Here is an 11,966-nt window from a genome sequence, read left to right as displayed (position 1 = left end):
GTCAGCGGAAGCTGAGGCCGAAACGGTGCGCGTTGCCCTCCACATCGAACGCCTGGAACGCGTACTCGAGGGTTAGCGCGTCGCCGGTGAAGGCAACTCCGAACGTGAACGGGCTCCGTTTATCCTCCACGACGCGCTGGAGTCCGGCGCGGAGGCGGAACGTGTAGCCCTGGACAGGCCAGTAGGACACCTCGACTCCGCCGGCCGGGATGACCTCGCCGTCCCGACGCCGGGCGACCTGGCTGGTGAGGAACATGTCCAGTTCACCGACCTCGAAGCCCTCCGTCGACACGCCCATGACGAACTGTGTCGGGACCCTGAGCCCTCGCCCCCTGAGTTCCAGGTCCGATCCCAGGTTGCGAGCGGCGACGCTGACCATGGTGGGCCCGAACTCTCGCGCCACGCCCACGTCCACCAGGGTCCTGCGCTCCGTCCGGCTGACGAACTGATACTCCAGGTACTTCGCAACGACGCCCACCTCCACGGAGGCGAAGAGTTCCCGCGCATGGCCGAGCGAAGCCACGAACTCCGTAATGGGGGGACCCACCGCCGTGACGGCCGGCCACTGAATGTCGGGCGCCCCGTGGAGTCCGTCGGTGTGGTAGCGGAGGTACTGGAGGCCGACGGCGAAGTCCCCGAGGCCCACCGACCCCGTGCCGGCGAGCGTCGCCAGCGTTCCCTCGGAGCCGTAGCGCTGGAGACCCGCCGCCATACCATCGGCGCGGCCGATCAGGGCGGGCGCGTAGAAGATCAACTCCGCCCCGCCCCCCAGGAGATACGGTGCATTCCCGAAGGCCGCCGCCTCGATGCCGGCGGGAGCTTCAAGTACGAGACCCGCGTACACGTCGGAGCGGGATTGGGCCGCGCCCGCCTCCGCGTCCGATCCAACTGCCAGGACCGCGAGCAGCAGGGGGACCGCACCCCTCCCGGCGATGAATCGCCCATCCCACTCCGGCCTCAGTCCCACAGGCGCTCCGTCTCGAGGAACCCCCGGAATCCGTCCGGATCGTCGGCGGCGCGCTCGATGCGAGCCACGCCGCGCTCGATGTCCTCCATGCTGTTCGCGATCGAGATGCGGAGGAAGTGCTGGCCCCCGGCGCCGATGCGGCAGAAGGAGGCCCGGTCCATCGTGGCCACGCCGTACCGGTAGAGCAGGAACATCTGCAGCATGCCCGACGGCGTCGTCCGGGCGCGGGATTCCGCCGGCATGGCGTCGTGCGCCTCGCGCACTCCCAGCCGCTCGCACATGCCGGACACGTTCGGAAAGACGTAGAACGCCCCCTTCGGCAACTCGCAACTCAGGCCCTCGATCGCGTTGAGCGCGGGCACGATGAAGTCGCGCCGCCGTTCGAACTCGCCCACCATGTGCGCCACGACCCCGGCCGTGGCGGGGTCCTCGTACGCCGCCCTGCCCCCTTCCTGCAGGAACGGCGGCACACACGACATGATGTTGATATTGAGCTGCTTGAAGACGTCGGCCTCTTCTACCGTCGGCAGCACCGCCCAGCCCAGGCGCCACCCCGTCATGGCGAATCCCTTCGAATGGCCGCTCGCGATGACCGTCCGCTCCGCCATGCCCTCGTGCGACGCGATGCTGTGGTGCTCCAGGCCGTCGAAGAGAATGTGCTCGTAGATCTCGTCGGAGTAGATCCGCACGTCCGGGTGACAGCGTTCGCGGATCACCGCCGCGATGCCCGCGAGATCTTCCGCCGACAGCACGCCTCCCGTCGGATTCGACGGAGAACAGAGGATGATGAGCCGGGTGCGCTCGGTGAGGAGTGCCCCGAGGTCGTCCGCCGTGAACGCGAATCCCTTCTCCTCCGAGAGGTGCAGAGGCACGGGACGCGCCCCCACGAACGTGGCCCAGGACTCGTAGATGGGGAATCCCGGACTCGGGTAGACGACCTCGTCGCCCCGGTCCACGTACGTCTGGAACGTGTAGCCGATCGGAGGCTTGGCCCCGGGCGTGACGACGACCTGATCCGCTCCCGCGTCGATCGCGCGCGTGGCCGAAACATGGCGCGCGATCGCCTCGCGGAAGGACGGGAGTCCCGCCGCGTCGCAGTACCCCGAGTTCCCGGCCTCGAGTTCCGCCACGGCGACCCGATTGAGGTGGGGCGCGCTGCGGAAGTCCGGCGCCCCGATGTTGAAACGGATGACGTCCATCCCCCGGTCGAGACACACCTGGATGTCGTCATTGACCTTGAAGGCGTTCTCGGTCCCCAGATCGGCGAGGCGTCGCGCCAGAACCGTCATACGACCGCCGCTCGCGGCGCCCTGAGCCGTGGCGCCGCGCCGCTGGTCAAGGTCGGAGTGCCCACGGTGGACCTTTCGGAGAGTGGGTTGCTGTGTAGCTGTCAACCATATACCATACCACCATCATGGATAGAGTCAAGACGACCGTTTATCTGAGAGCGACCGACTACGGCAAGCTGAAGTCGATCGCCGCCGCCGAGAACCGCTCCGCGGCCGAACTGATCCGGGAAGCGGTGGGCGAATACACCACCCGCAAGGTACAGGCCCGGTTGCCCCGCAGCATTGGCATGGGCGACAGCGGCATGCCGGACCTTGCGGAGCGGTACGAGGAGTATCTGCACGGGTTCGGGGAGGATGAGCCTGCCGGTAGCGCCGGGGAAGCCGAGCAGAAACCGCGCAAACGGGACGGAAACCGACCGTGATCGTCGCGGATACGAGCGCCGTGGTGGCACTGCTCGACCGCGGGGCACGGGATCACGCCGCGATCCGCGACGCCTACCAGAAGCGACCCGGCGAATGGATCCTTCCGTGGGCCATCCTTCCGGAGTTGGATTATATCGTAGCCGCGAGACTGGGCACCGCCGTAGCAGCGGCGCTGCGCAGGGACCTCGCCGGTGGAAGATTCATGATCGAATGGGGGAGCCTCGCAGATCTCAGGCGGGCGGAGGAACTGAACGCGACCTACCGTTCTCTGCGGTTGGGACTGGTGGATGGCGTGGTCATGGCCGTAGCCGAGCGGCTCCACGCCCGGGCGATTGCCACCGTCGATCTTCGCGATTTTGGAGCCGTATCCCTGGACGGGCAGCCGCAACTCTGGCCGAGGGATCTCTAGCAGACACGGGGGAGGATCCATGAATCGAATCATGCTGAAGGGGCGGATCGCGAGCGCCGGACTGTGGGCGCTGTTGCTGCTTCCTCTGCTCCCCGTCCCCGCTGAAGGACAGGAGGCCCGGCGGCGCTGGGAGCGGATGAACCAGATGCGGCGCGAGAAGTTCGATGTCGTGCTGCCCGAGGTCATGCGCGAGAACGGGATCGACATGTGGATCACGATGCGTCGGGAGGGACTCGACGATCCGCTCACCCCCGATTTCGGCCCCGGGTACGTGAATCCCATCGGCTACTACATCTTCACCGACCGCGGCGGGGACCGGATCGAGCGCGCCGCCCTGGGAATCGGCGGATACCTGCTGGCCGGCAACGGAGCCTACGACATCGTCACCGGCAACTTCGATCTGCGGGAGTTCGTCGCCGAACGCGATCCGGAGCGGATCGGCCTCAACATGGGGTCGAACATCGGCGCGGCCGACGGCCTGTCCCATACCGGCTACCGGCACCTCGCGGAGACGCTGGGCGAACCGTGGGCGTCGCGTTTCGTCTCCGCGGAGAAGCTCGTGTCCGATTTCAGGGCGCGCCGCGTCGCATCGGAGATCGCGGGTTTCGCCGAGGCGGGCGAGATCTCGCGCGAACTCGCGGAACGGGCCCTCTCGAACGAAGTCATCACACCCGGCGTCACGACGCTCAGGGACGTGGCCTGGTGGCTCATGGACCGGCTGCTCGAGCGCGGGCTCGGCTCCTCCTTCGGCTTTCCCTCGATCTACATCACGGGACCCGAGGGCATCGAGGCGTCGTCCAGCGACCGCATCATCCAGGGCGGCGACGTCATGATGATCGACTGGGGCGTCTGCCACCTGAACTTCTGCACGGACATGAAGCGCGTCGCCTACGTGATGCGGCCGGGGGAGACGGAGGCGACGCCGGGCGTGCAGAACGCGTTCGACCGGGCGATCGAAGCGCGGGCAGTGTCGCGCCGCGCGATCCGGCCCGGCATCACCGCGCGCGAGAACATGGACCGGATCGGCGCCGCCCTCACGGCCGCCGGGTTCAATCCCATTCCCTTCAACCAGCCCACGGATGGGCCGCAGACGGACGTGACCTGGGAGGGACACCACTCGGTGGGGAACCTCGGACACGGCATCGGCCCCTCGATCGCGACGTGGAACCCGCGCCGCCTCACCTTCGAGGTCGTGCCGTCGAATCTCCTCTCGATCGAACTGTTCGCGTACACCGCCGTTCCCGAGTGGGGGGGCGCGAAGTTGCGGGTGCCGCTGGAGGATGACGCGGTGGTCACCGAACGGGGCGCCGAGTGGCTGTACCCCGCAAACAGCCGCCTCCTCCTGATCAAGTCCGATCCCGCCGCCGGGCGAACGGTCTCTTGACCGGGAGCCGTCCGCGGGGGATGGCCGGGCTTCACGAGCTTCTCGTGCATGCGAGTCGCACGTTCGCGGTCGGCATCGAGATCCTCCCGCGCCCGCTGCGGGACGAGATCACCGTGGCCTACCTGCTGCTGCGCGTTTCCGACTACCTGGAGGACAATGAGGAAATCGCGGGGAACGAGAAGGTCCTCCTGCTGGAAGAGTGGCGGCGCGTGCTCGGCGGAGGTCCGGGACGCGCGGCTCTCATCGATCGTCTGGGAGAGGCGGCGGATGACACGCCGGACGCGTCCGTGGCGCGGCACGCGGCGCACGTTCTCGAAGGCCTCGACCGTCTGGCGCCCGCCACGCGCGAGATCATCGTGCGCCGTGTGAGGGAATCCAGCGCGGGGATGGCGCGGTGGACGGAGCGCGGCTCGGAATTCGGGACCGAGGAGGACCTGGACGACTACATGCACGAGGTCGCCGGGCGGGTGGGCCATCTGCTGACGGAACTGTTCGCCCACCGGCTGTCGGGCCTCGGAAGGAACCGTGCGCGAATGATGGCGCTGGGGAGAGAGTTCGGCCTCGCGCTACAGACGGTCAACGTGATCAGAGGGCTGCACGAAGACCGGCATCGCGGCTGGGTATACGTGCCCGCGTCCTTCCTCCCCGACGGCATGGATCCGGGCGAGCTGTTCGAGCCCGCGAACCACGCGGCGGCGATGACGGTGCTCGAGCGGCTCGTGGAGAAGGCCGACCGCCATCTGGCCGCGGCCCGGAGCTACCTGCGGATGATCCCGAGACGGTACCACCGGGTGCGCCTCTTCTGCCTGCTCCCGCTCCTCTTCGCCGTGCGGACCCTGGCCATCAGTCGCACGAATCCGGAGGTGCTGGACCGGGAGACGAAGATGTCCCGCCAGGAGGTCCTCACGATCACGCGCCGCGCGAAGCTCTTCGGCTTCTCCAATCGCTGGATCGCACGGTACTGCCATCGGCTCGCCGCGCGAGGCGCCTGACGAGCCCTGACAGCCGGAGATCAGGCGCGCGCCAGTCGCAAGCGCTCCCTCCACGCCGCGATGTTGTACTGCGTCATCACCAGCGCCGGCACGACGACCATGAGAAGGATCGTGGCGATGAGCACGCCGAAGCCGACGGAGGTCGCCAGCGGCACGAGATGCTGAGCGTACGTGCTCGTCTCGAAGACCAGCGGGGCCACGCCCAGGAATGTCGTAATCGACGTCAGCATGATCGCCCGGAATCTCTCCTTGGCCCCGCTGATGATCGCCTCCGCGGGCCCGAGGCCGGAGTCCCTGAGGTCGTTGATGAACCGGATCATCATGAGCGAGTCGTTCACGACCACGCCGAACACGCCGACGAGTCCGTACAGCGACCACAGTCCCCAACTGAGACCGAGCAGCGCATGGCCGGCCAGCGCCCCGACCGCACCCAGCGGAACGGCGGCCATGATGATCAGGGGCTGCGTGTACGAGCCGAACGGAATCGCCATCAGGCTGTACATGATGAGGAGAGCGAGAATGAGTGACCGGCCCAGCACGGAGACCGCGTGATCCTGGTCCTTTCGCTGACCGCCGTAGGTGTAGCCGAGATCCGGGTTCTCGTCCGTCAGCCGCGCGAGAACCTCGTTCTCCAGTCTGGCGTTCACCTGCTGGCTCGCGGCGATGCGCGGGTCCACGTCCGCGGTGATCGTGACGGCCCGGCGTCCGTCGATCCGGTGAATCGCGGCTGACGAGCGGGAGAATCCGGCGGACGCGATCTGGCCCAGGGGCACTTCCCCGCCCGGCGTGCGAACGGGGTAGTTCTCGACGTCGGTCGCGGAATTGCGCTCGTCCTCGGGAAGCCGAACCCACACCCGCATGTCTTCGCGGCCCCGAGGGACCCGGAGCGCTTCCGCTCCGAAGAAGGCCGAGCGCACCTGCGTCGCGAAACGGTCGAGCGTCAGGTTCAGGGAGCGGCCCTCCGGCTTCAACTCCAGTTGAAGTTCCCGGAACCCCTCATCGAGGTTGCTCCGAACGTCGAACGTCCCCTCCATGCCCGTCAGTTCAGTCGTGAATTCGCCCGCAATGGCCTCCAGGCGATCAGGGTCCGGATGTGACAGTTCGTAGTGCACGGGCAACCCGAGACCCAGAAGGCTCGATGAGATGGAGAGGGATTTCGCTTCGGCGGGGATCCCGGCCTCTTCCCGCCACACACGCTCGAATGTGGAAGCGGCGAGACCCCGGCTGTTCCAGTCGTGAAGCTTGAACTGCACCGTGCCGAGGTGGCCGCGCGCCGCCTCCACCGCATCTCCGCCGAGAGGATCGTACAGCGCGGCCAACTCCCCCACGGTGACGGCCACATCGAACTCCAGTGGACCGTCGTTTTCGTCGACATCCTCCGAAATACGGGCCACCGCCCGGTGTCCCGCAGCTTCGATTTCGGCGACGACCCGGGCCGTGCGTTCGGCGGGGGTACCCGTCTGCATCTCCAGGTTCGCCGACACGACGTCGCCCTCGATCGGGGTGATGAACTGGTTGGGCACGATGCCCGACGCGACCACGCCGAGCGAGAGCACGAGCAGTCCGACCGCCGAGGCGAGGATGATGGAGGGCCGGTCCGTCGCAAGGCGGAGTCCGCGGTCGAGGGGCCCGTCCGCCATGCGCTTCATGATCCGGTCCACGGCCCGCTGAGCCCGGTGCAGCAACCGCTGGGCGGCGCCGGTTCTCCGCTCGCCGGGAGCCGCCAGGTGCGACAGGTGGTTCGGGAGCACGAGCAGCGATTCCAGCAGCGAGACCACGAGCACCGCGATCACCACGAGTGGAATCCCGCGGCCGAGTTCTCCCTGCGGGCCGGGCGCGTTCAGCAGCACGGCGAAGGCCGTGATCGTCGTGAGAACCGAGAATATGACGGGGGTGCTGACGCGGCGCGCGCCGCGAATGGCTGCCGCGAGCCCCCTGTGTCCCCGCTCCCTCTCGGCGAAGATGCTCTCTCCCACGACGATCGCGTCGTCCACGACGATGCCCAGCGCCAGCACGAGTGCCATCAGCGAGAACATGTTGATCGAGATGCCCAGGAATCCCATCACGAGGAACGTGCCCATGAACGAGACCGCCAGACCCACGGCCACCCACATGGCCAGCCGGATTTCCAGGAAGAGCGCCAGCGCCAGGAAGACGAGCGCGAATCCGATCAGGGCATTCTTCGTCATGAGGCCGAGTCGCCCGCCGACATCCTCCGAATCATCCTTCCACAGCGCGACCGAGACGCCTGCGGGCAGGGTCGGCGCTACTTCGGCATCGAGATACCGCTTTACGGCCTCGGCAATGTCCAGCACCTGCTCATCGGAAGTCCTGAACACGTCGACCCGGACCGCGGTCTGTCCGTTGTAGCGCAGGGTCAGATCGGTGTCCGCGAACCCGTCCCGCACCGTTGCGATCTCGCCCAGCCGAACCGACGTGCCGTCCGGGCGGGTGAGGAGGATGATCTCCTCGAAATCCACCTGCTCGTAGTTCTGCCCCAGCGTGCGAACGAGGATGTCCTCGCCACTGGTGGATACCCTGCCGGCGGACAGCTCGAGTGAGCTCTGCCGCACCGCGAAGGCGATGTCATCCAGCGTCAGGCCGAGGGCGCGCAGCCGTCTCAGCGGCACCTCGATCGAAATCTCGTACGGACGGGCGCCGCTGACCTCGGCCAGCGACACGTCGGGAAGAGCGGAGATCCCTTCCTCGATGCCGTATGCCAGTTCCTTGAGCGTGCGCTCCGGCACATCGCCGTACACGAGGAGACGGATGACGCTCTGCCGACTCGTGATCTCCCGTATCTCGGGCCGTTCGGCGGCGGCCGGGAAGGTCGGAATGCGGTCGACTTCAGCCTTGATTTCGTTGAGAGCGCGGTTGACGTCCGTGCCCGAAGTGAACTCCGCAATCACCGAGGCGAGCCCCTCGGAGGCGGTGGCTTCCACTCGGCTCAGCCCGTCCACCGCCCGGATCTGCTCCTCGATCCGGCGGACGATGGATTCCTCGACCTCCTCCGGAGCCGCACCTGGATAGGGGACGATGATCTGGACGCGGTCCAGGGAGAAATCGGGCAGAACCTCCTGGACGAGGTTCCGGGCCGAGGCCAGTCCGGCGAGGACGAGAAACAGCATGACCACGTTCGCGGCGATACCGTTCTTCGCCATGAAGCCGATGGGGCCCCGGATACTCCCTCGGTCGAAGTGACCGTCGTCACTCACACGGCGCTCTTCCGCGATGTGTCCCACCTCCCCTCATCCGGCTCTTCGCAGACCTAACGGTTTACGCGGCGCGCGACCGATTCGCCAGAGCGCCCGGTGAACGGGCTCCGGGAGTCACTTGCCCCGGAAGCGCTACGCCTTGCGGCTGGCTCGGGACTTGAACCGGTTCCGGCGGGAGGGGCGATTTTTCCGACCACGGAAGCGTGTTCCGGGTCTCCGGCTACTACGCTGTGATGACCTTGAGCCATGCGATCGTTGGACGCTCACCACTTGCCTCCGCGTTCGTCGTGGGCGTGGTCCGGCAGCCGATAACTCAAACCTGCGGCGTCATAGGCTGACGCCTCGAGCAGCGTTCCGAAGTTCTGAGACCCTTCCTTCCCGAACGCCGCCCTCAGCCTCTGAATGCGCTGGTCGATCCTGTACGCGAGCAAGGGAAACGGACTGCGACGATTCCTGGGGAAGTTCAACTGGTCGGCAAGATCGTTGCCCACCAGGCCGCGCGAAATGGGATAGATGACGTTGTTCACCAGCTTCCGGCGCTCCGTGAGGTCAGTGATGTTCGCGACGAGCGGGGCGGAGTTGATCAAGGCGTTCGTCATGACGATCGCGTCTTCCGTTGGAGGGGGCTCACATATGGAGCCGATCCGGTACATGTGCAGCGCGTGCGCCTCGTCGGTGAAGAGAATGGTCTCGGGGATGCCCATGAGATAGCCGGCGTAGCGCCAGACGTCGTGGAAACCGGCCCGCTCCTCCGTACTGTACCGGGCTCCCAGCGATTCCGAGTGTTTGACGGTGCGCGCCGCGAAACACGCGACCGAGTAGCCCAGGTGCGCGGCGCTGACCGGCACGCCCCACGCGTCGTGCTCCCATTCCGCGGTCCGTCCCAGCAGCCGGCGAATCTGCGCATGCACGAACCGGATCCGAACCGACAGCTTCCAGCCCTCGCCATACCGCTCGAGCCCGCGGGGGAGGAATATCTCCATCTGATGCCGGTTGTTCTGCTTCAAGCGCCAGACGCCGTTCTCGAAAATGCGACCCGTCATCGCGAAGGACTTGCTTATCAGCGTCGAGAAGCCGTCGATCAGGACACCTGTGACGAAAGCCGAAAGGACGAGGACGGAGTTTCTCTGAAAGGCGCGGATGCCCGGCTGAAGAGCATCGCGATCGAGCCAGTCCGGGTCAGGCTGCGGTGCGTCAATGAAGAAGTCGCGTAGCGACTGCGGCGCGTCCCGCAGACAGGCGTGATCCTCCTCCATCCCCGCGTGAATCAACTTGTGGACCTCGCGCTGAGGCAGGTGCGCCAAGTCCTCCACCACGGCGTCCATGACAGGATCGCCGATACGGGTATGTGCGACGTAGTTGTCCGCAGCGTGCCGGTCAATCGCGCGCGCTCTGGCGTACCCGTCGACATATGCGGAAAGGGGCACCTGGGGCTGCGCAGGACTCTGCGCCCCACCTCCTTCCGAGGCCTCGAGGCTAGTCATGATCCTCCTGATCATCATGGTCCGGCTCAGTGGGCTTCACGGCGCGCGTTACGCGACCCGAGAGGCGCGCCCGGTATGCTAGCGTTTTTTGGAACCCAATGGAAGCAAGAAGTTCCCGGGCCGACGACGGTCCAGGACGAAGCGTCACAGCCCTGGTAGGCGCTGCGGCTACCGGAAACTGAGGGCGGATCGGTCGCTGCCGCCGACCATGATGAACGCCACGTTTCCCATGTCGCGGATATTCTCGTCGGGCCGGCCGTCGATCGCGATGATGTCCGCGAAGCGGCCCGCGGCAACCGTCCCCACTTCATCCTCGATCCCCACGATCTCGGCGTTCAGCCCCGTGGCCGCGGTGATCGCCTCGAGCGGCGTGAAGCCTGCCGCGACGAGGTTCTCCATCTCCAGCGGCATGTACCCGTGCATGCTGTCGGTCCCGATGCCGACCTTGACGCCCTTCTCCTTCGAGCGGCTGAGCTGACCGAGGCGATCCAGCCGCCGTTGCGCCCGTCCCGGGTTCTCATCGAGGGCCCGCCCGTGCACCTGGCGGCCGCGCTCCAGCCAGTCGCGGATGTCGCCCGCTTCGTTGTCGAGGAAGCCCCACTCGTTGAAGACGCTCTGGAAGCCGATGGTGTACGTGTTCACGAACCCCACGTCGCGACTCGCCATGAGGTCCATCAGCTCTTCGTTGAGGTTCCCCCCGTGCTGAATCGAGTTGACGCCCGCCTCGACCGCGAGGCGGATGGACTCTCCGTTCGCGTGCGCGGTAGCCTCGATCCCGAGCCGGTGCAGTTCGTTCACGGCGGCGTCGATCTCTTCCTTCGTGTAGTTGCTCTCGCCCGGCGCGTACGGGGTGCCGTTGTTGGGACCCACCCGCGCGCGGTCGGTGATCGTGAGCTTCATGTGGTGCGCCCCCATCTCGTAATTCTGCCGGACGAAGGTGCGCATCTCCCAGGGTCCGTTGGTCGTCCGGTACTCGGCCGGGCCGTGGCCGGCCGTGGTCGAGATGAAGTTCCCGCTGGGATAGATGCGGGGGCCGGGAATGATCCCCTCCTCCACCGCTTGCGAGGCCTGTATGTCGTTGTAGTGGACCTCGCCGACCACGTAGACGCTCGTGACGCCGGACATGAGCTGGACCCGGATGTTCCGGACGATGCGCGCCATCTGCATGGCGTCGTGCTGCTCCATTCCTTCCAGCTGGCCCCGGAGCGTGCGTATGTCGGGCCGGATCGAGAGGTGGGCATGCGCGTCGACGATGCCGGGCATCACGGTGTGCCCGCTCAGATCGACGACCCGGGCGCCGTCCGGGATCGCGATGGTCGCCGCGTCGCCCACGGCTTCGATCCGCTCGCCGCGTACGATGATCACCTGATTCTCGCGAGCCGGCTGGCCCGTGCCGTCGATGAGCCGACCGGCCCGGATCGCGGTCACTTCCTGGGCCGCCGCAGGGCGGGCGGCAGCCATCGCCGGGGCGCCGTATACCGGGGAGAGGGCGGAGGGGACGAAGGCCGCGGCCAGCACCGCGGTGCGCAGGGTCATCGCTGTCGTTCGCATCAGACGCTCCTCGAGTCGGCGGGTGGTCGTCAGGTGGACGGCACGTGCGCAACCTGTCGCTCGCGTCCGAGCGCGGCCAGACGGCGGGAGTGCCCGCCGCGACGCCGGCGCGGCGAACCGAGTCGGGCTGTCGAGTGCCCGGCGGGCAGACTACGTTGCCGCTGGTCGACCCTTCATCTCCCGTCCAGAACAAACCCGCCGACCTGGATGCCCCGACTGCCGACGTCCGAGAACCGTTCCCGCCGGAGGCCT

The 11,966-nt window shown here is 67.1% G+C and carries 9 protein-coding genes; 4 read left to right on the top strand and 5 right to left on the bottom strand.

The genetic code is table 11. The annotated features are described in order from the left end of the window. Window position 1 precedes the first annotated feature (1 nt). A complete protein-coding gene (locus ACOGXI_RS14025) occupies window positions 2-967 on the bottom strand; it encodes a hypothetical protein (protein WP_419939449.1) in 966 nt (321 codons plus the stop codon). After that, on the bottom strand, window positions 958-2,256 hold the full coding sequence (locus ACOGXI_RS14020) for a pyridoxal phosphate-dependent aminotransferase (RefSeq protein ID WP_419939448.1): 1,299 nt from the start codon (window positions 2,254-2,256) through the stop codon (window positions 958-960). The genes ACOGXI_RS14025 and ACOGXI_RS14020 overlap by 10 nt, the downstream gene beginning before the upstream one ends. Before the next feature lie 125 nt (window positions 2,257-2,381). Between ACOGXI_RS14020 and ACOGXI_RS14015 the strand changes: the two genes are divergently transcribed. Genes ACOGXI_RS14015 through ACOGXI_RS14000 form a run of 4 tightly spaced genes read left to right on the top strand, consistent with a single transcriptional unit; the run spans window position 2,382 to window position 5,464 of the window. Continuing rightward, window positions 2,382-2,678 (top strand): ribbon-helix-helix protein, CopG family, encoded by a 297-nt coding sequence (locus ACOGXI_RS14015; RefSeq protein WP_419939447.1) that lies wholly within the window; start codon window positions 2,382-2,384, stop codon window positions 2,676-2,678. Then, window positions 2,675-3,088: a type II toxin-antitoxin system VapC family toxin gene (locus ACOGXI_RS14010; RefSeq protein WP_419939446.1), complete on the top strand. Its 414-nt coding sequence runs from the start codon at window positions 2,675-2,677 to the stop codon at window positions 3,086-3,088. The genes ACOGXI_RS14015 and ACOGXI_RS14010 overlap by 4 nt, the downstream gene beginning before the upstream one ends. 19 nt (window positions 3,089-3,107) lie before the next feature. Continuing rightward, window positions 3,108-4,472 carry a M24 family metallopeptidase gene (locus tag ACOGXI_RS14005; RefSeq protein WP_419939445.1) on the top strand — a complete coding sequence of 455 codons (1,365 nt, stop codon included), beginning with the start codon at window positions 3,108-3,110 and terminating at the stop codon, window positions 4,470-4,472. Next, window positions 4,469-5,464, top strand: a complete 996-nt coding sequence (locus tag ACOGXI_RS14000; RefSeq protein WP_419939444.1) for a squalene/phytoene synthase family protein — start codon at window positions 4,469-4,471, stop codon at window positions 5,462-5,464. Before ACOGXI_RS14005 ends, ACOGXI_RS14000 begins: the two co-directional genes overlap by 4 nt. 20 nt (window positions 5,465-5,484) lie before the next feature. Here ACOGXI_RS14000 and ACOGXI_RS13995 read toward each other — a convergent pair whose 3' ends face one another. The 3 genes from ACOGXI_RS13995 to ACOGXI_RS13985 form a co-directional block, all read right to left on the bottom strand. Beyond that, a complete protein-coding gene (locus ACOGXI_RS13995; RefSeq protein ID WP_419939443.1) occupies window positions 5,485-8,679 on the bottom strand; it encodes an efflux RND transporter permease subunit in 3,195 nt (1,064 codons plus the stop codon). Between the two features lie 263 nt (window positions 8,680-8,942). Continuing rightward, a complete protein-coding gene (locus ACOGXI_RS13990; RefSeq protein WP_419939442.1) occupies window positions 8,943-10,163 on the bottom strand; it encodes an oxygenase MpaB family protein in 1,221 nt (406 codons plus the stop codon). 168 nt (window positions 10,164-10,331) lie between these two features. Then, window positions 10,332-11,714 carry an amidohydrolase family protein gene (locus ACOGXI_RS13985; protein WP_419939441.1) on the bottom strand — a complete coding sequence of 461 codons (1,383 nt, stop codon included), beginning with the start codon at window positions 11,712-11,714 and terminating at the stop codon, window positions 10,332-10,334. Between the last annotated feature and the right edge of the window lie 252 nt (window positions 11,715-11,966).

It is taken from the genome of Candidatus Palauibacter sp. (assembly GCF_965208055.1).
In the GTDB taxonomy this organism is placed as follows: Bacteria; Gemmatimonadota; Gemmatimonadetes; order Palauibacterales; family Palauibacteraceae; genus Palauibacter.
The sequence above is the reverse complement of the archived record's forward strand: the minus strand, read 5'-3'. Positions and strand labels throughout refer to the sequence as shown.

Excerpts from the sequence above, each read along its gene's own strand:
- ACOGXI_RS14020 (WP_419939448.1), bottom strand. The coding sequence starts at position 2,256 with ATGACGGTTCTGGCGCGACGCCTCGCCGATCTGGGGACCGAGAACGCC.
- ACOGXI_RS14015 (WP_419939447.1), top strand. The coding sequence starts at position 2,382 with ATGGATAGAGTCAAGACGACCGTTTATCTGAGAGCGACCGACTACGGC.
- ACOGXI_RS14005 (WP_419939445.1), top strand. The coding sequence starts at position 3,108 with ATGAATCGAATCATGCTGAAGGGGCGGATCGCGAGCGCCGGACTGTGG.
- ACOGXI_RS13990 (WP_419939442.1), bottom strand. The coding sequence starts at position 10,163 with ATGACTAGCCTCGAGGCCTCGGAAGGAGGTGGGGCGCAGAGTCCTGCG.
- ACOGXI_RS13985 (WP_419939441.1), bottom strand. The coding sequence starts at position 11,714 with ATGCGAACGACAGCGATGACCCTGCGCACCGCGGTGCTGGCCGCGGCC.